This is a genomic window from Paenibacillus vini (assembly GCF_018403325.1).
Taxonomy (GTDB): domain Bacteria; phylum Bacillota; class Bacilli; order Paenibacillales; family Paenibacillaceae; genus Fontibacillus; species Fontibacillus vini.
This window is the reverse complement of the sequence record NZ_BOSL01000001.1, coordinates 186,245-205,698: the sequence shown is the minus strand read 5'-3', so window position 1 is coordinate 205,698 and position 19,454 is coordinate 186,245. Positions and strand designations below refer to the sequence as shown.

General features: G+C 48.5%; 20 protein-coding genes. 1 reads left to right on the top strand and 19 read right to left on the bottom strand.

Going from position 1 to position 19,454, the window contains the following annotated elements; genetic code table 11:
• Nucleotide 1 precedes the first annotated feature (1 nt).
• The 7 genes from KJS57_RS00985 to KJS57_RS00960 form a co-directional block, all read right to left on the bottom strand.
• Entirely contained in the window at nt 2-496 is a 495-nt protein-coding gene (locus KJS57_RS00985; RefSeq protein ID WP_213653420.1) for a DUF3995 domain-containing protein, read from the bottom strand.
• Between the two features lie 75 nt (nt 497-571).
• Nucleotides 572-1,648 carry an ankyrin repeat domain-containing protein gene (locus tag KJS57_RS00980; protein WP_213653419.1) on the bottom strand — a complete coding sequence of 359 codons (1,077 nt, stop codon included), beginning with the start codon at nt 1,646-1,648 and terminating at the stop codon, nt 572-574.
• A gap of 25 nt (nt 1,649-1,673) precedes the next feature.
• Nucleotides 1,674-2,414, bottom strand: coding sequence for a hypothetical protein (locus KJS57_RS00975; protein ID WP_213653418.1), 741 nt, complete (start codon nt 2,412-2,414; stop codon nt 1,674-1,676).
• A 30-nt stretch (nt 2,415-2,444) separates the two neighbouring features.
• The gene (locus KJS57_RS00970; RefSeq protein WP_213653417.1) at nt 2,445-3,659 is read right to left on the bottom strand and encodes a hypothetical protein; all 1,215 of its coding nucleotides are present in this window, start codon (nt 3,657-3,659) and stop codon (nt 2,445-2,447) included.
• A gap of 28 nt (nt 3,660-3,687) precedes the next feature.
• Entirely contained in the window at nt 3,688-3,816 is a 129-nt protein-coding gene (locus KJS57_RS26585) for a hypothetical protein (RefSeq protein ID WP_280520347.1), read from the bottom strand.
• Between the two features lie 231 nt (nt 3,817-4,047).
• Nucleotides 4,048-4,491, bottom strand: coding sequence for a DoxX family protein (locus tag KJS57_RS00965; protein WP_213653416.1), 444 nt, complete (start codon nt 4,489-4,491; stop codon nt 4,048-4,050).
• 17 nt (nt 4,492-4,508) lie between these two features.
• On the bottom strand, nt 4,509-4,994 hold the full coding sequence (locus tag KJS57_RS00960; protein ID WP_213653415.1) for a DUF6022 family protein: 486 nt from the start codon (nt 4,992-4,994) through the stop codon (nt 4,509-4,511).
• Between the two features lie 154 nt (nt 4,995-5,148).
• On the opposite strand from KJS57_RS00960, the gene KJS57_RS00955 reads away from it, so the two are divergent.
• Entirely contained in the window at nt 5,149-5,853 is a 705-nt protein-coding gene (locus KJS57_RS00955) for a MerR family transcriptional regulator (RefSeq protein ID WP_213653414.1), read from the top strand.
• On the opposite strand, the gene KJS57_RS00950 is transcribed toward KJS57_RS00955, so the two are convergent.
• The 12 genes from KJS57_RS00950 to KJS57_RS00895 form a co-directional block, all read right to left on the bottom strand.
• Nucleotides 5,832-6,167 (bottom strand): thioredoxin family protein, encoded by a 336-nt coding sequence (locus tag KJS57_RS00950; RefSeq protein WP_213653413.1) that lies wholly within the window; start codon nt 6,165-6,167, stop codon nt 5,832-5,834. The genes KJS57_RS00955 and KJS57_RS00950 overlap by 22 nt on opposite strands.
• Nucleotides 6,168-6,243: 76 nt before the next feature.
• The gene (locus tag KJS57_RS00945) at nt 6,244-6,660 is read right to left on the bottom strand and encodes a VOC family protein (RefSeq protein ID WP_213653412.1); all 417 of its coding nucleotides are present in this window, start codon (nt 6,658-6,660) and stop codon (nt 6,244-6,246) included.
• Between the two features lie 20 nt (nt 6,661-6,680).
• Complete coding sequence (locus tag KJS57_RS00940) at nt 6,681-7,106, bottom strand: SRPBCC family protein (protein WP_211025035.1); 426 nt, start codon at nt 7,104-7,106, stop codon at nt 6,681-6,683.
• A gap of 71 nt (nt 7,107-7,177) precedes the next feature.
• A complete protein-coding gene (locus KJS57_RS00935; protein ID WP_211025036.1) occupies nt 7,178-8,182 on the bottom strand; it encodes a sigma-70 family RNA polymerase sigma factor in 1,005 nt (334 codons plus the stop codon).
• 68 nt (nt 8,183-8,250) lie between these two features.
• Nucleotides 8,251-9,870, bottom strand: a complete 1,620-nt coding sequence (locus tag KJS57_RS00930; RefSeq protein WP_213653411.1) for a xylulokinase — start codon at nt 9,868-9,870, stop codon at nt 8,251-8,253.
• A 97-nt stretch (nt 9,871-9,967) separates the two neighbouring features.
• Nucleotides 9,968-11,161 carry a sugar ABC transporter permease gene (locus KJS57_RS00925; RefSeq protein ID WP_213653410.1) on the bottom strand — a complete coding sequence of 398 codons (1,194 nt, stop codon included), beginning with the start codon at nt 11,159-11,161 and terminating at the stop codon, nt 9,968-9,970.
• A 1-nt stretch (nt 11,162) separates the two neighbouring features.
• Complete coding sequence (locus KJS57_RS00920; RefSeq protein WP_280520354.1) at nt 11,163-12,674, bottom strand: xylose ABC transporter ATP-binding protein; 1,512 nt, start codon at nt 12,672-12,674, stop codon at nt 11,163-11,165.
• A 71-nt stretch (nt 12,675-12,745) separates the two neighbouring features.
• Complete coding sequence (xylF, locus tag KJS57_RS00915) at nt 12,746-13,849, bottom strand: D-xylose ABC transporter substrate-binding protein (protein WP_211025044.1); 1,104 nt, start codon at nt 13,847-13,849, stop codon at nt 12,746-12,748.
• Nucleotides 13,850-14,032: 183 nt separating this feature from the next.
• Nucleotides 14,033-15,613, bottom strand: coding sequence for a helix-turn-helix domain-containing protein (locus KJS57_RS00910; RefSeq protein ID WP_213653408.1), 1,581 nt, complete (start codon nt 15,611-15,613; stop codon nt 14,033-14,035).
• A 19-nt stretch (nt 15,614-15,632) separates the two neighbouring features.
• Entirely contained in the window at nt 15,633-17,069 is a 1,437-nt protein-coding gene (locus KJS57_RS00905; RefSeq protein ID WP_211025048.1) for a sensor histidine kinase, read from the bottom strand.
• On the bottom strand, nt 17,066-18,028 hold the full coding sequence (locus tag KJS57_RS00900) for a sugar-binding protein (protein ID WP_244861335.1): 963 nt from the start codon (nt 18,026-18,028) through the stop codon (nt 17,066-17,068). The genes KJS57_RS00905 and KJS57_RS00900 overlap by 4 nt, the downstream gene beginning before the upstream one ends.
• A 419-nt stretch (nt 18,029-18,447) precedes the next feature.
• Nucleotides 18,448-19,425, bottom strand: a complete 978-nt coding sequence (locus KJS57_RS00895) for an NAD(P)H-dependent flavin oxidoreductase (protein ID WP_213653406.1) — start codon at nt 19,423-19,425, stop codon at nt 18,448-18,450.
• Nucleotides 19,426-19,454 lie beyond the last annotated feature (29 nt).

The following is a 19,454-nucleotide window of genomic DNA, read 5'->3' as shown; positions in this document are numbered from 1 at the left end:
TCTATGCGCGTTGAGCCATGGATTTCTTTGTGAATTTCCCTTCGAAATAGGCAGCACAGCCAAGCGAGATTCCCCAGCCAAGAAACAGTGCATACCATACATATCCCCATGCCGCCATCGGACTGGCATCCTGCTCTACAAAAGCAGGCGCGGACACGACACGTCCGATCGCCATTTGAAATTTCAGAACAAAGAAGCTAAAGCCCCATAAGGATAATCCCATACATCCGATCCATGCGGAAATGAGCTTCAATCGCTTAGGCAGCTTATCTCCCCACTTATAAACGAATGCCAGGCTCAAAAAGGCAGCCAGCACGGCCACTGCTCCCATAAACCAATAACCAATCAGTCGTGATACCAATTCGTCAGGTGCCTTTGCAAAGTCTCCCGGAAAAGCGAACGAAATTCCCAAGCCCCACCAAAAGTGCGGAAGTGCATATAATAGCCCGCAAATACACGCCATATATCCTGCCCAGTTCCTCTTCTTAACGTTCATTTTCTCACCTCAATAGCATCCTAACATCCTCAGGTTGGCTTTAAGGTGATCTCGAGTTTAAACTTTGTTTAAATTTTAAGCACCCTCAAGAAAATTGATAAGGTGCCTTTCAGGCTGAACGAGGAACTCTCCAAAGCTGCATAAATCCGCATAATTCTGATGCTCCACATCATAACAGCCGATCCGGCCTTTGTTCTTCGGATTCCAAAGAAGCAGCAAATCGGAGTAATTGTCGATATCGGCGGATAAACGCAGGAGCTTTTGCCTGCCGACTTTCATCTCGATCGTATCGGTCAATGCGAAAAAGTCGATATATCCGATTTCATACTCATTTTGCGCCAATTCAAGACGCAGCCTGTCTCCAGTAAGAAAACGGACCAGTTCATCGGTTAATTTATACTTTTTCAGCTCATACTTTTTGTTCTCCAAATTATGAAATTCAGCCGGCTCCAGCGATTTCAAATAGTCCGCCATGACGGTGTCCTTATTGCTCACCGCAATCGTGTACGGCCGATCGCCGTCCTTTTCAGCCAAAGTCACGTCAGCACCGTGTTCAATCAAAAATTTGACCATAGCCATACTCCCCATCCGGGCGGCAACGGTCAATGGGGTTGCCCGATAAGGATATACCATATCCGGTTGATTATAGTTGATATCCACCCCTTGATCGAGCAGATACGTGAGTGTCTTAAGGTCATGGTCCGACACGGCTTGGCGCAATACGTCACCGCCATGCTCCTTGATATCCAAACCCAGCTCATGGATAAGCGGGATATTCTTCTTGTTGCCGTAGTAGGCCTGTGAATAAGCGCCTGATCCCACTTGATTGACCATATCCAGCTTGGCCCCTTGCGCTGTTATGTAGCGAACGAGGTCCTCCTTGCAATAGCGGACAGCCCGCAAAAAGGCCGGATTCTGTTTCACATTCAGGTTAGCGCCGTGCTCTACCAGCAGCTTTACAACATCGGCTCTCTGCGATACAAGCGCCAGGTCCAACGGACTTAACGTGCTGTACTTGCTGAGTACGATGCCCTCCTCGATATCCCAGCCTGCCGCAAGAGCAGCTTGTAAAGCCGGAATATCCCCTTGGTAAATATGCATTGCGATTTCCGGCAGCTCCTTGAACTTCCCGATATCTTTTAGAACGATCATCCGTTACCACTCCTAGTTCCAAATCTTATGTTGTTTCGCACCCTTTAGACAATAGCCATTGCTCTAAAACAGCAAACGCCTGGTGCTCATCCTGTTCATAGAATACGGCCACCTCTTGCCCATAGGCATAATTCAATCGGATATAACCGCCAAGTTTACGGTAGAACAGAAGGCAAACAAAAGGGGTCTCAATCGTCATGTCCGGCGGAAATTCGGCTCTGCACGCTTCAGCTAGCTCGGGCAACGAAGGCTGACCTTGGCCAGGCCGCAACCGAAAGAAGAGATAGTTTCGAGTCCCCGTCCACGGTTCATAATAGACGGCTTCCTCTGGGCTTCTTCCATATACCTGCCGGTATATTTCGTCCAGCACCAAGGTGTACATCTCGTCGTCTTCCTGCTTCTGATCTAGCGTCTGCAGCGAGATCGCCATTACCTGCTCCGCATGCCGGGGGAGCCAGAGCAGTCCGCCCGTCCGGGGATGTACCGCCAGAAAGTCGCCGTCAACCGTTGTGCCTAACGCGATACACTCGCCGATCTGTTGCTCCGTAATGGGGCTGTCTTCGTCAAACTCCCATAACTCATACTCGGCAAAAGGCTTAAGCACCTTCGGATCAGGCAATTGGACATTCATCCATCCTCTGTAGGTCCCTTCTCCGAATCGCCGCAAAAATCGGAGATAGCCTGGTGGGAAAACAGAAGCATCTTCCTTTGCAAGCATGTGATTTTGCCCCTCAGATAGCGGCTTTGGCCGAGATACGATGTACATGAATACCCCCTGTTCATAGGCTCGTTCAAATCAGTAATCGCGCGCTGCATCGAACCAGCCTTGAGCCATTTCCTCTGGAATAGGCTGGCCGATCCGATGCCCGGACTGGCTGAGCTGCCATACCGCTTCGCCGAGGTCCTCCCTTTCGGTCGTTTCGATGCCTTTGAGAGTATTGAATCGCACGGTGAAAGCCGTAATAGCCGCCTCGGCGTCGGCCAGGCTGCGGGCCTGGGCCAAGGCTGCCTGTGCAGCGTCGTAAGCCTCGTTAGCTATCCTAGCCATTCGCTTAGGCCAGGACGAAAATGGGCGTCCATACTCGGTCGTCCACCACTCCGGCTTTCGCAATTGGCTTACTGAATGATGGTCAGCCCATGGACGGACTATGGCGCGTGCCTTCATTTGCTGCCTGAGGCGCTTACCCCCGGCCTCCTCCACATTGTAGGCGATAAATCGGTCTAGTAACGGCCACGTATCCAGGGTTGGCAAGTCCTTTAGATCCGGCATGAAGCGCAGCTCCAGATTCGTTAAGCGGGCCTGACGAGCCAATGATTCCAGGTCGGAGAAGTTCCCCCACAAACTCAGTGAATCCAGGTTGGGGAACCGATCCAGACACCTTAGCGAGATGGGCTGTCCCAGCGGCGTGTTTTGCAGCGTCAGACTAGACACCTGATGCAACTCTCCCAAGTCAGGCAGCACAAAAGAAGGGTCACTCTTACGTCGGCTCGTGCACGGCGCTACTGCAAGGGAAGACGGTATATCTCCGGTAGCAGAGAATCGGGATAGATCGCCGGACAAGCTCAGGCGGAAGGAACTCTTCGGAAGCTTCAAACTCAGATGACCCCCGGTTTGACCCAACTTGATATGAAAGCTATGTAAAATGGACTCGCGGGCGTCCACCACGGTATCGGCAGACAGGACCGGAGCCCAGGTCATCTGTTCAATGGGGCGGGTCTGCGCCCAATTGAAGAAACCGGCATCGCTGCCTGTATAGTGCAGAAACCGCGGCCAAGGCGAGCCCGCCGGCGTGGCAAAGGGATCGAATACGCTCCAGTCGATGTCGGCATCGGACGGGACGTAAAGGTCCGCCTTCCTACCCAAATCCGACGGTCCGATAGACAGACTGCCTACACCGGGCTGTCGGACAAGGGTGTGACTGCGAGAACCCGTCAGGTCAATGGTATAACGGCCATCTTCTCTAATAGAAGAAGGAGGGCTGGCATGGTTATCATTTGGCACTTCCGTCATCCTTTCTTCTACCTTTGGTTCAGATGCTCTAATTTTGAAAACCCAACTTCAATAATGAATCTTGTATTTCCCGATCCGCTTTACTTTTGAAGGTCATGAATTCCACTTCGGACAGGTTGTTCGATTTCATATGCAAATTTGCGAATGATCTTCCCACAGGATAACCTCCTATTTGCCCTATTCGATATGTATCTTATTTCCATTATAGAGACCGTTTGTCCCAAATCCCACCTACTTATTACCTGAATTCTGGAAATTGCCGCGATTCACTTCCTCAGAGACAAGAAAGTGCAAAAAAAGAGTCGCACCATGATTGGGGCAACTCTTTAAATTTAGTATTGGTTTTACATTCATCGATGTATCGGAAAATCAATTCACGAAAAATTTTTCAACCCATCCAGCCTGCCACAAGAATAGCCCCAATAAAGAAAATCTGAACTACGGTTCGTAGTAGTAATTTAGGTACGGGTCGGCCCCCGATCCTTAATCTCTCCCTGGCTGCTCGCACATTAGCGGGAAACATACATGCCAGAAGTAGGACCAAACCAATGGAGGCAGCCTTTGAGGTGTACGGGAACAAAATACCGATAGCCCCCAAGACTTCCAATACCCCGGTGGCAGTTACGATCAGATCCGGTCTGGGAAATGCCGGAGGAACCATACGGATTAAATCCGGGCGTCTGGTCCCCCAATGTGCGGATGCGGCAAGCAGCAGCATGACGGCCACCGCTCCTTGAAGAGAAGTCTGCCAGCCCCCGAAATAGGACAAGCCGAGCAGGCCAAGACCCTTGAACAGCAAGAAAGATACGATAAGCGCATAAAAAGGCAGCATATAAACCCTCCCTTTTGTTATTCCTTGATCCGTCGAATTCCTTGGGCGATAGGTTCCCTCTCGTACTCTCTTAGCGAATATAGTACAGGTGCCGCAGGAATGTCGAACTTCAGATGCGAATGCGGGATTTCCGTCAATAAAGTTCCGATCGGCTGTTGACTATCCTTACTTCGTATCACATTCCAGAACATTCGGGATCTATGATCTTCTGTTCCCCATTTTTCAAGCGAGTTGCGAAATAGCAGACAGTTCCCGATCACGAAATCATCCTCTTTGAGGGGCTCCGTGACTTCGAACCCGGCGTCTTCAAGACCTTCAAACAATGCGGGCATCAACCGGTCCAAATAGCGGCCATAGGCGGCGTCCTCAATTTCTTGAAAAGCGATCGTTAACTCATCGAGCATCGAATCATATAATGCCTTCCATACCAGATCGATATACTGATTTCCTATCTCGCAAATCTCCTCGATGGTCATGTCGTAACGGAATACTGGTTTTGTCATACTTATTCCTCCTTGAAATGGATTATCTCCATCATACGACATGCAAGCCAATTGGAAGGTTTAGGATACACAAGTGAAGGATTTCAATAGGATAACCAGAATAACATTACAAGGGTTTTAATGTTTATGTATTTTATTACGAAGGCGGGATAGCATGGACTTTCAACCAAAAAAACTGGCGGAAAAATACGGATTAAGCGCCAACACCTTGCGGAACTATGAAGCCAAGGGGTTAATTCCTCCTGCGGATCGATCCGCAAATGGATACCGTATATATACGGAACGGCATGAGGCTTATCTGGCATGTATTCAAGCCATGGCTCCCGCATTCGGTATGGAGGTAACGAGCGAGGTGATGCATTGCCTTGGGCGAAATGATTTGGACGAGGCATTGTGGATCGTCAGAGATAAGGAGGTCATGCTCCATCGGGAAAAAGCAAGCCTGGATCAACTCGTAAGGGAGCTGAAATCGTATTCTGAAGACAATCAAGCATACGACTTTAAGCAACAGTTCAGCATCGACGAGGTTTCCAGAAGGACGGGGGCTCCTAAATCCGCAATCCGTTACTGGGAGAAAAGCGGCCTGTTCACTGCGGAGCGGGATCCTGATAACGAATATCGTCTATATCATGAGGCGCACCTTTTTAAAATCAGAATGATTCAGGTACTCCAGAGCTCTGTTTATTCCGAGGAAACCGTGAACTTGAAAAGATCTATTGCAATCATGGAACTGGAAAACATCGAGCATGCGATGAGGATTTCTGAGAATATCCGTGCTTACCTGCACAAAACGATCCAGCTCCAGATGCGGGCTGTCTATTTTCTTTACCGCCTAATTCATCCCGTCGCTAAATCATAAATTTTGCGGATTTTCTCGTCCAGCAGATCCAGATGCACGATTCTCGCTTCACGGATATACTCTTTCTCCTCCACATAAAGCAATAATACGGGCGCAGTGAAAACAGAAAAGCTCCCCGCGACCGCCGGAACTTCTTGCGCATTTATCGTCCCGAGTTGAATATCCGGGTATTTCGTTAGTAATTTCTGCACCTGCGGCTGCAATGCATGACAAACGCTACAGCCCGTCATCGTGATATAGAGAAACGATAACCGATGGCGTCCTATAAATTCATATGCCGATTCGACACTCGTTAATATTTCGAATTCTTTCATAGGTCCCTCTCCAATCATCAAACAAGTATAGAAAGAGGCCTCCCCGCTAAGAGGGCGGCCTTCTTCTATATTAACACTAAATTTCCGTATATATTTGAAAGGTAACTCCGAATTTGTCCGTGACATCCCCAAATCCAGGGCTGAAAGCCTCTTCCTGAAACGGCATATTGACTTGGCCGCCTTCCTTCAGCGCCTCAAAGTATCGCTTTGATGTTTCCACGTCGTTCGTTGTAATGCAAATGGTAACCTTTTTACCGCTGGGAATAGGCGAACCAAACGGATTGTCGGAAAACATGAGTTCCGCCTCGCCTATTTGCACCTTTGCGTTAGCCACCAGGTTCTTCAGTTCTTCATTAAAAGTATTGGACATGTCCGGCATATCTCCGTAAGTAATGATGGAAACAACCTTAGCGCCGATCGCCTGTTCATAAAACTGAATAGCTTCCCTGGCTCTTCCCTCTAATGTGATATATGGGGTGAGTTTTACTGTCATCGACTGTACCTCCTTTATACTTAGGATTCTTCCGTGTACTTTTTGAAATTGTTCATAATCGCTTGCCAGCCCGCTTGCTGGACCTCAACCGGATGTGTGCTTTCGGCGTCAAAAGTTTCGACGACCTTGGTTTCACTGCCCTGAGCCGTAAAGGTAATGTCCACCCTTCTCCCGTCTCCCATCGTATATGAAATCAATTCATGTGTTTTCACTTCGTCATATACACCGCCCATATCAAACCCCATGCTGCCATCCTTGGCTTCCATCCGGGTCAAAAACTTGCCGCCGGCCCGCAAATCATTCTCTGCCCTCGGGGCATGCCAGTCTTCGGAAGCCTGGTTCCATTTCGTAATGTGCTCCGGCTCCGTCCAACAGTTCCATACCTTTTCAATAGGCGCCTGAACGACTGCCTCAACAGTTACCTTCGTCGGATTACTTGTTCCCATTTCAAAAACACCTCGCTAATTTTCTCGTTTTTTTAGTTTTCAATAATATAGACGTACTTCATATTCGAATTTCATCGGTCGATTTGCTCCGGAAGTCCAAATCGTGAAAATAATTTGGCGTTAATGAAATTTTGGAGGTGGACGATCTTCCCGTCTTTGACTTCAATGACGTGAATTCCCCAAGGGACCAGGACGGATGCTTCAGGACCCGGCATGTACTGGGCAAAAGCCGGATAGCCGCCGTTTACCGTGACCGGCAAAAAGCGGGAGCCCTCGCAATGCCATCGGGTAAGCGAGAAAAACTTGAACAAATCGTCCTTGCCCTGCACCCACATGGCAAACGGCGGCATGGACATGCAGCCTTCCTCATGGAATAACGCAACCAGGGCATCGATATCGAATTGTTCAAAGGCATCCACATACCGTGACAGCAGCTCATGATCAGGTTCGGCATCCACCGTCCGGCTGAGCTCTTCAGAACGGAGCCGGGTTCGGTTCATCGTCTCCCTGGCTCTTTGCAGGGCACTGTTTACGGCGGCCGGCGACATCCCCAAAGTTTCCGCGATCTCTTTGGAGGACCAGTCGAACACATCCTTCAAAATAAGTACGGCACGTTGGCGCGGAGGCAAGGCTTGCAAGAGCGCGATGAAGGCGAGCTGCAGGGTGTCTTTGCGAATAAGCGCTTCTTCGGGATTCTCCCCCAAATCGGGGGTAAGCCAGATCCAGGAAGAGTCCGGCAATGTTTCACTGGGTGGGATGATGGAGACCGCCGGATCCGACAGATCGACGGGCAGGGTACGGCGTTTGGCTTGTCTTAGTTTGTCCAAACACAAGTTGGAGGCAATCCGATAAATCCACGTTTTGTGTGACGATTCCTGCCTGAATGAATTCCAGCTTTGCCAAACACGGATGTAGGTTTCCTGAACCGCATCGTCTGCGTCTTCGATGGACCCCAACATTCGGTAACAAAATGAGGTTAATTCCGGCTTTAAATGATCCAGTAACTGCAGATCCAGTGCCGCATCGCTCATAGCAGCCTCCTTTTGACGAGGAAATAGATTTGTGCTTTTTGTCATAGTTTACCACAGGAGGGTTCGGAGATCATGATTATCGGTTTACCGTAGGCAGATTCCATGGTGGTTTGTTACTTCTTCCAATTCTCCACAAAGTAATCTACCGCAGCCTGCTCAATTGCTAGACCTTTTGTATAACGCTCCATAAACAAAACAAAACCATTCACGTCCGTGCTGTTAGGGTATACCTCTTGCCCTTCTGTATCCGCATCAATGAATACTTTAGTGGTAAGGTAATCAGCTAAATTCTCGTGCTGCTCCTTATTAACCATATATGAAGCCAAAATGGCCATCCCCCATGCGCCGCCCTCACCAGCGGTAGACATGACAGAAACAGGGACATTCAGTGCCGCAGCACACATTTTTTGGCCAACTAGCGGTGTCTTAAACAACCCGCCATGCGCCAGAATCCGGTCAATCGTTACATTCTCCTTCTGTGTCAAAATATCCATCCCAAGCTTTAGTGCAGCAAACGCGGTGAACAGATGTACTCTTATAAAGTTTGCCAGATTGAAGCGGCTTTCCGGAGAACGAACGAACAACGGACGACCCTTGGCAAGCCCGGTAATGTTCTCGCCAGAATAGTAGCCGAAGCTCAGCAATCCGCCCCCGTCAGCGTCTGCTTCCAGCGCTTTGTTGAACAGGACGCTGAATAGCTGATTCATATCCGTTTTCAGTCCCATTGCTTCACTAAATTCACGGAACAAGCCGACCCATGCATTAATATCGCTCGAACAGTTATTAGCTAGAACCATACCGACAGGGCTGCCATCCGGTGTAGTCACGATATCAATCTCAGGATACACCGCGGATAAGTCTTTCTCTAGGACAAACATGGCAAATATCGACGTGCCTACGGAAATGTTGCCTGTACATTTTTTGATACTGTTCGTAGCGACCATGCCGGTTCCGGCATCGCCCTCTGGAGGACATAATGGAATACCTGCTTGAAGGTTGCCTGATGGATCTAATAGTCGGGCACCAGCTTCACTGAGAAAGCCAGCGGCTTCACCTGCAGTATATACTTTAGGTAAAATATCCTTTAGATTCCACGGGTAGCCTTTATCGGCGATTAAATCGTCAAACAGCTTGGCCATATCTTCATTGTATTGCTGTGCAGATATATCGATCGGGAACATCCCTGAGGCATCCCCCATGCCAAGAGCCTTGGAACCGGTCAACAGCCAATGAATGTAACCCGACAAAGTCGTAATATAATCTATGTTAGGGACATGATCTTCATCGTTTAAAATCGCTTGATACAAATGTGCGATGCTCCAACGTTGGGGAATTTTAAAATTGAGTTTCTCAGTTATCTCCGTTGCAGCAATACTCGTTGTGGCATTGCGCCACGTACGGAACGGAACCAGTAGCTCCCCCGCATGATCAAGTGCGATATAGCCCTGCATCATGGCGGAACATCCGATGGATCCGATTTTTTGCAATGTTACACCATAATTATTAGCGACCTTTTGCCTTAGTTGATCATAGGTTTCTTGCAACCCGATAATCACTTCATTAAGATCGTAGGTCCAATAACCGCCGATCAATTGATTTTCCCACTCATAACTGCTGGATCCGATTGTTTTAAAATGGTGATCCATCAGCACAGCCTTGATACGGGTAGATCCAAATTCGATGCCAAGCGAGGTCTCTCCCCTGACTATCGCTTCTTTTATATTTTGGTCCACGGTGACGTTCTCCTCTCTAAAATAAGTATAAGAGGCTAGCCCCCTTGCTTCGGTGATCTAGGGGGCAGCCTCTTCCTATAAGCCATATGAGTGAGTCCTACTTTACTCCCTTTCGGCGGTTAGAGATATCAAGCCAAACGGCGATAACCAGGATGGAGCCCTTAACTACGTACTGCCAGAAGGATTCCAACCCCATGAGTGACATCCCGTTATCGAGGGTGGTCATCACCAATGCGCCTATAATGGCACCTATGACGGTACCGACCCCGCCCATCAGTGAGGTTCCACCGATGACGCAAGCGGCAATAGCGTCCATCTCAGCCATATTGCCGGCAGTGATGGTCGCAGAAGCTAGGCGGGAAGTCAGGACGATGGCCGCAATCGAAGCGAGCAGTCCGTTTAGTACAAAGATCAGCATCGTCTTCCGCTTAATAGGAATACCCGACAAGCGGGCAGCCTCCATATTCCCTCCAATGGCATAAATATGACGTCCAAAGGTGGTCTTAGTTGAAATAAAGTAGAAAATAATCGCCAATACAATAACGAAGATAATAGGAAAAGGAATCCCTTTGTAATTGTTCATGACGAATACGAACGATCCAACCAGCAATGCGAGGAAAAAAACCTTGATGATATCCACGCCAAGCGGCGCAACCTCGAAGCCGTATTTTTGCCGGGAGCTTCGCTTCCTATAGGTACTCCACAGAAGAAATCCCACGGCCAGCAAACCGATCACGATACCGAACCCTTTAGCAAAATAAGCATTTCCCAGCAATCCAATCACCGGATCGGATATGGGAATTGTCTTCGACTCGGTGACACCCATTAACACGCCACGGAACACCATCATGCCACCCAAAGTGACGATGAAAGCAGGAATTGCTTTGTAAGCCACGAGCCATCCTTGAAGCAGACCCAGTACCGCTCCGGCAGCCATGGTTGCAAGAATGACGATAATCGCCGGCAGTCCCAGCCAATTACTCAGTATAGCGGCTATGCCTCCGGTCAAACCTACGATCGAACCTACTGAAAGATCGATATGAGCCGCTACAATGACCAGTACCATCCCAATAGCCAATATGGAAGTCACGGACATTTGGGTGAATAGATTAGATAAGTTTCGCGAGGTCAAAAAGGTAGGATTCAGAATACCGAACAGGACCCACAGCAATACCAACGCCCCTACCATGGTATATGCACGTACGTCCATTTCACCAAACAAGCTGCTCCAGAGTGACTTTCGGGTCGCAGGGACATCTCTTCGATCTTGAAGTTCCTTTTGAAGCTGCATATTATTTACCTCCCGCGGCGGCTATCATGATATTCTCTTGGGTAGCCTCACGCCAATGAAATTCCTTCACAAGTTCCCCTTCGCACATCACCATAATCCGGTCGCTCATGCCAAGCACCTCCGGCAACTCCGAGGAAATCATAATAATGGCTACACCCTGATCTACCAGCCGATTCATTAAATTGTAGATTTCGTATTTCGCTCCAACGTCAATCCCCCGGGTAGGTTCGTCCATAATCAGGATTTTCGGATCGGACATCAGCCATTTTCCAAGTACAACCTTCTGCTGATTCCCTCCCGAAAGGGTGCCTACCAACGTTTCCAACGAAGATGTTTTCGTCTTTAACTCCTGCACATACTGGCGTCCCCACTTGATCTCTTCATTCTCGTTAATAACACCAAGCTTCGATACCTTGCCCATCGCAGCCATCGTAGTATTTCGTTTCACATCCATGCCCATCACTAGTCCTTGGCGTTTGCGGTCTTCCGTCACTAGAGCAATCCCTGCTTTGATGGCTTCAGCAACGGATCTGATCCTTACCGCTTTCCCTTCGATTCGTACATCTCCCTCAGACCTGCCTTCATAAGCCCCAAAAAGACTGCTCGCCAACTCGGTTCGTCCCGCACCCATCAGTCCGGCGATTCCAAGAATCTCCCCTTTACGCAATGTGAAGTGGATATCCCTAAGCACTCTTTGATTACGCTTTTCAGGATGCCATACGTTATAATGGCTTACCTCAAGCACGGTATTTCCCGGTATATGATCAACTCGCGGATATCTCTCCGTCAGTTCCCGGCCCACCATGAGGGATACAACCTTATCATCATCCGTCTCCTCACGATCCAGAGTCGCTATCGTGCGCCCATCACGGAGTACCGTGATGGAATCTGCAAGAGCAAAGACCTCGGGCATTTTGTGCGAGATATATACACAGGAAACGCCCTCACTGCGCAGCTGATTCAATATCCCCATCAGGATGGAGACTTCACTTTCAGTCAAAGCCGCTGTCGGTTCGTCCAGAATCAAAATTTTTGTATGCTTGGAAAGTGCCTTTGCGATTTCAACGAGTTGCTGCTGTCCGATCCCCAGATGACCGATTTTGACGTTTGGGGAAATATTCAACCCTACCTTTTTCAACCACACAGAGGCGTTATGGTACAATTCATCCCACTGAATCACCCCGTGCCTGCACGGCTCGGCTCCCAGAAAGATATTCTCGCCTACCGTCATCTCCTTAACGAGCGCAAGCTCCTGATGAATGATGGCGATCCCGGCTTTCTCAGCATCCGATATTTGCTGGAACTGCCTGCTTTGTCCCTCAATAATAATCTCTCCACTATAGGTTCCTGCCGGATAGAGGCCGCTTAATACCTTCATAAGTGTTGACTTCCCGGCCCCATTCTCCCCGCAAAGAGCATGAATCTCTCCCTTCCTGACCTTAAAATTCACACGGTCCAGGGCCTTAACTCCAGGGAATTCCTTGGTGATATCCGACATTTCTAATACATGCATCATTTCCGCACCCTTTCTGACCAGGAATCAGCAGAGAGCGGAACCCTAAGGTTCCGCACCCTTGCACCTAGTTATTGTTTGGGCCATTGGTCCTTAGGAACGTTCTTGTATACATCCTCCAGCTTGTGGAATCCATCTTCGATAAGGACGTTTAAATTGTCCTTGTTCACCGCAATCGGGTCGAGCAGCACGGAAGGAACATCAATCTTCCCATTGTTTACAGTCTTTTCAGTAGTGATCTTTTCGCCCTTGGCCGCAGCCATTGCCATCTCCGCAGCTTCTGTTGCGATCGCATTAATCGGCTTATACACGGTCATCAGCTGGGTGCCTTCCGCAATCCGTTGTACGGCGGCTAAATCCGCATCCTGGCCGGATACCGGAATTTTGCCGGCCATCCCCTGAGCGGTTAAGGCTTGAATCGAACCCCCTGCAGTTCCATCGTTGGCTGCAACCACGCCTTGAACATCATTGTTGTTCGCAGTTAGCGCATTTTCCATATTTTTAAGGGCCTCTTCCGGTTTCCAGTCCTTGGAGAACTGGTCATAGACAATCTTGATATCCCCTTTCTCTTCAAGAGGCTTCAGAATATTCATGGCCCCTTCCTTGAACATATGGGCATTGTTGTCCGTATCGGCTCCGCCGATATAGACGATGTTGCCTTTCGGTGCCTTTTCGATCACCGCTTTCGCCTGGAATTCCCCTACCCGTACATTGTCAAAAGAAATATAGTAGTCCACATCCGCGTTATTAATCAGACGGTCGTAAGCAATAACCTTGATTCCTTCTTTGTGCGCTTTTTCCACAATCGGCGCCGTGGCTTCAGCATTGTGGGCAATAACGACAAGAACGTTTACTCCCTGAGAGATTAATTGCTCCGCCTGACTCATCTGCGTAGCATCGTCCCCGTTGGCCGCGAGCACCTTCACTTCGCCTCCGAGCTCTTCTACCTTAGCGGTGAAAATATCGCGGTCCTTTTGCCAACGTTCCTCTTTCAAAGTGTCCATCGACATTCCGATAACAATTTTGTCTCCGTCTTTCGCGGCCGTCTTTTCCTTATTTCCGGTATCCCCATTGGAGACCAATCCACAGCCTGCAAGTGATAATGCCAATAATAGAGCTGCCCCTAGACGAAAAACTTGACCGTACTTTCTCACTCTTTCATCTCCCCTTTTCATCAGCTGAAATAATTGGTTGCGCTTACAAAAAAGCTTAGCACGGGAGTGATTTCGGCGGCGTGTTCATTACCTGCACTTCTTTCCTCTCCTTCTTCATTTCCTTGCTTCCTCCTGGAAAGAGGGCCACTTGCGTTTTTTTTACAGGACAATTTGGTTATAAAGCACAAAAAAGTCCTTGTTGGTTTAACAAGGACTTTTCTTCTCGATTTGCTGCCGATATTCGCTTGGCGTAATTCCTGTCGCTTTCTTGAAGACCCTGCTAAAATAATTAGGGTCCTTATAACCTACCTCGTAGCATATCTCTTTTAAACTGAGACTTTGTTCCATAATCAATTTCTTAGCCTCCTTAATGCGAAGCCCGGTGACATGATCGATAAAAGTCTCTCCTGCATGCTGCTTGAATAATTTACTGAAATAATGAGGGCTAAGATTCACGTATTCCGCAATGTGCTCCATCGAGATGTCTTTCTTATACTTTTGCTCAATATAGAGAAGCGCCCTCCGGAATACATGTGAACGACTCTGCTCCCGCTCTTCCATCAAACCATCGATGAAAGAATCGAGCCAATATAGGGCCGTTTTACGAAGAACTTCGCGATCCTCTACTACACTCAGGGTTCTAATCAGATTAGCACCTTCACCAGATTGAACCGCGCGGCACAGAAACATCAGAAGCCCTATGACCTCTGCGCGCAAGGTAGCCAATGAACCGAAACTTTTCTCTTCCAAGATGGAATATAAAGAGCTAAGTCTCTCTGCGCTTTCCTGTTTGTTATGCCGCAGCAAAGCATCCAAGAGCTTCTTCTCATCATCCAGTGAGATCTTCGTCTGCCCTGAGCTGAGGAGCATATCATCGTAATGCCGTACATTCAGGAGTACGCTATCCTCCGCGCAAACCCGAACGGCTTCCCGGTAGGATCGGCTGATTCCGTCCCAGCCCTCCTGAACCGATCCAATCCCAATGGAAAGAGACAACTGGAATCTCTCCTCGATAATCCCCCTAATACGCTCACCCCATTCCAGGGAAATAATACGCTGGGAATAACCGTGCCTGCCGGGTGGAAGAGGAATGAATAAAGCCATCTGATGTCCAACGATAGGCCCGACAATCGGGGACAAATTGGGCTTCGTGAAATGCTTAACCGCTTCATAGATGTCCCGCTTGAGCAGTTGAAATTCGTCCCACTCCTTTTTGGATTTCCTGAAAAAAGATAATACCATCGCATAGCCCTTATACCACTGTATATCTAACAGACTTGCAAGCTGTTCAAGCTCCACCTCTTGCACCGACTCCAGCATGAGCATAAGAGAGAGCTCGTTCTCGGCTAGCGGAATCAGCTGCGACAGTTTCTCCTGAAGCTCTAATTGCTCATTACGCACACGCTTCTCTTCTTCCTTTTCCGCAACTAACAGCTGTAATACGTGGAGTATTTCCTCCGGCCTTGCCGGCTTAAGCAGATAATCTCTGACTCCTAGAGCCAGGCCCTCTTTCGCGTAAGAGAAGTAATCGTGAGCCGTGATCATCACAATTTTGGTTGAGGGAACTAGGGCAGCAATATGACGTACAGCTTCAAGCCCTTGGATGCCAGGCATCTTAATATCCATAAAGATAAAATCAGGCCGTTCCTCTTCCGTAATCTGAATGGCCTTTCGTCCGTTTTCCGCATGAAGGAAATGAAAGGTGTCCGGCATAAGATGCCTGATCATCAGCTCAAGACCCTCCCGCTCCAGCGCTTCGTCATCCGCAATAAGTAAGCTGAACATGAGCCATCATCCTTTCTTGTCATGTGGTTACCGTACGAAAGGGAATCCTGAAGAATATAGCGGTTCCTTTTCCCTGGGTGCTATCTATTTCGATGCGCTGCTCTCCGTTGAAGAATAAATGCAGTCTTTTGAATACATTGTGTGTCCCTAGTCCAGTAGATTGGCCTCTCCTGCCAAAGCTGGAGGATTCCTCCCGGAAAGATCTGAGAAGCAGTTCTACCGTTTCCTTGCTCATACCCACGCCGTTATCTCGAATCTCAATTCCTACACCTTCATCCTCATATTGAATGGTAAGCCTGAGCTCGCCGCCCTCTTCCATCTGCTCTATCCCATGTAAGAATGCATTCTCCAGAATAGGCTGCAGAGTCAGACATGGAACCATTCCATCCAGTGCTCTCTCATCAATTTCCATGACAAAAGAAATCCGGTCACGAAACCGCGCCCTCTGAATGTTGATATATTCGGTCACATGTTCGACTTCTTCACGTAACGGTACCGCTTGGTCCAGCTTTTGCAGGTTATATCTCAATAGCCGGGATACCGATACCGTAAGATAGCTTGTCTCGGTAGCCCCCTCGATATATGCCAACTTGGTAATCGCATTAAGAGTATTAAACAGAAAATGCGGATTAATTTGGCTCTGAAGCATCTTTAGCTCCAGCTCCTTAACGAGACGGTCCTTCTCCAGACTTTTCATGTTATCAGCCATTAAGCTTTGAATATTATCGATCATGCTATTAAAGGTTCGGCACAAGATGCTAATTTCATCATTGTTAATGCTTTCCGGCGCCTTGGTGTCCATTCGCCCCTTCGATATTAACTTGGCCGTAGCCACCAGCCGCCGAATCGGCCCCGTTATGCTATTCGACAGCCATATGGCCAGAATGATACTAAGGACAGCGACCGTAACAACCAGTTGGGTCCCTAGCGTATTCAATTTGTCCGTGGTAGACATAATCTCCTGATAAATCGGCTTGTACTGATCGAGCTCGATATCGACTAATCCCTGAGCCTCCTCGCGTATAAAGCGTTCGGTCTTCTCCGCTTCGATGTAAGCTCCTGCCATAGTATTCGAATCTTGATCGTCGATCTTGCCAATCATAGTCTCAACTTGCTCCAAAAACGTATCAATAATATTTCGATAATTTACAAGCGGCAAATCGCTGCCGCCAATCGTTTCTAGTCCATCGAGCTCTTGTCTCAACTGCTGAACACTGCTCAGGTGCTGTTCCACTTCAGGAAGGCTATCCGCATCGACTTGCATAATAAAACGGTTCATCGACCGCATAATCTCCCCGACCTCATAGGACACTTCCTTATACAATAAAATACGATTCATCATTAAATGATAGCTCTCCTGCACACTTTTTCCGCTTTGGAACAAGAAAAAGGAAACCGTGCTCATCAAGACTACCAGGAACGGAATACAAACCAACAGCTTTTGGCGGATACTCACAGGCCTTCTCCCTTCTGGGCATTCTGCTTATCTAACACCATTACCTCTGTGTAATATTCAGACAGCAAGGCTTTTCCTTGGAAATGATCGTTAAGCAGCTTGACTGCTGTATCCCCCATTAAAAATGGCTGCTGTGCTATAGTCGCCTTAATTTCACCCCTGAGAATGCCGTCTAGCGTCTCTTCCTGATTATCAAAGCCAATGATCGTAAGAGCATCCCGTTTCAAGCTCTTCGCAGCCTGTAGGACACCCAGGGCATCTGTTGCACTGGTACCCACCATGATCGTAATGTCCGGGTGCATCTCCAGCATGCCCGCCGCTTGCTGAATCGCCTCCATATGTGAAATGTTGGAGCTGCGGACATCCACAATCTCCAGATCCTCGTATTGTCTAACAATGTTTTCTAGCCCTTGCAGCCGCTGCAATTGGTTCTCGGCAAGCTCACTCCCAATAATGACGCCTATTTTTCCAGTTCCGCCTGAAGTTTCTACAACAAGACGCCCCATGCTTTCGCCTGCCGCCTCGTTATCCGTACCTACATAAGCCAGTCTCTTGCTAGCTGGTGCATCCGTATCGATAGTTATAACAGGAATTCCACGCTGTACAGCTTTATCGATGACTGGAGTAAACCTCTCCTCGTTCAGACCTTGGACAATGATTGCATCCACTCGGGCAGCAATCGCTTTTTCAAGCAAGTTAATCTGCTCATCCATATTGTTGCGAACCGGACCGGTAAATTCAATATCTATTCCATACCTTTCTGCGGCCTTCTCTGCACCCTTCTCAACCATTTCCCAATAAGGATGATACCTTTCCTGCTCAATTAGTACGATGTGATAACGGTGTCCCGAATCTCCGGGATGACCATGTAATTCCTGAACAATGCTACCCATCTTTCCGGATTGGCGTGCAAATCCAATAAATTCATACGATAGTAATATTATTAGTATTACAGCCACACAAGATAGCCACTTTTTATTCATACTTATTCACCTCACTCATACCCCAATCAACATTGGCAGCGTTTTCAATTTAAAGTTAGGAAACGAATTGAGCGCATTGATTAGTTGTTTCCCCCGGATTCAGAAATGGCCTAGCATGAGCCGCTGCGCACTCGGTTCGGGTGTATCCAGGTTAATGGAGCAAGAAGTGAGGTGCTGAATTCTAATTATGGATCTTTATAATCCGACGCGGGGTATTTAGAACAAGGCCAGCCATCAGTGAAACAATGCCGGGAGCCTTTTCTAGTTTTGTTCCTCACTCTGAAATTATTATTTTATTGTACTACAAAATGTAAGAAGTTCAATTTGGAGGGATGGGTAAAAGAGTACATTCTCGGGGATGGCTTCCATGGTATTAAATGTACCAAGAAGCCTTTTTATTCATCGGGGGAGTCTCCTGCTGTCCATTTGCGGCGTATTTCTTCCGCCTCTATAACCATTCTCTGAATCAGTTCAGACACTTCCGGAATATCATGGATCAGGCCGACGGCCTGCCCGGCCCAACCGAAGCCTTCTTCCTGAATGCCATCATAAATCCAGCGCCTGTTGACCTCCCCGCTGATATAAGGTTTCAGCGCTTCATAATCTGTATTCTTACGTTCAAGCTCAAGAATCTTATCGGTCACAGGGCTCCGCAGCGCCCGGGCAGGAAACCCGATGGAACGTTTGATAACCACGGTATCCGCCGAGGACGCCTCGACCAAGGCATTCTTGTAAGAAGAGGAGGCGTGCAGGCATTCCCGGGTGGCAATAAACCTCGTTCCCATCACGATTCCCTCCGCTCCCAGAGCAAGAGAAGCCATCCAGCCGCGGCCGTCTCCAATTCCTCCTGAAGCGATCACGGGAATACGGACCGCATCCACGACCTGGGGAACGAGAACCATCGTTCCTACTTCATCACGGCCCAGGTGCCCTCCTCCTTCGTGTCCGACAACGATGACTGCGGAGGCGCCGAGCTGCTCTGCTTTTTGAGCCTGCATCCGGGATGAGACAAGTACCAGGGTCTTTAGATTTGCTGACTGCAATACAGGCAAAAGAGGCGCAGGATTGCCTCCTGTAAGGGTAACTGCTGCAACCTGTTCCTCTATAGCTATCCGCAGTCTCTCCTCGAGGTCGCCCCGGTGCATACCGATGGCAAAGTTGACGCCAAAAGGCTTGTCGGTCAGAGTACGAGTACGTTTGATTTCACTCCGCAGGGCTTTGGCATCCGGCAGACTCATCGCTGTAATCTGGCCGAATCCGCCGGCATTGGAGACCGCCGCCGCCAGATCGGAGTAGGCCAAATAAGCAAGCCCTCCTTGAATGATCGGGTACTTGATCTTAAGAAGTTCGGTCAAACGCGTATTCCAATCCATTAGAATCCCTCCGTATCCTGCATCCTCGA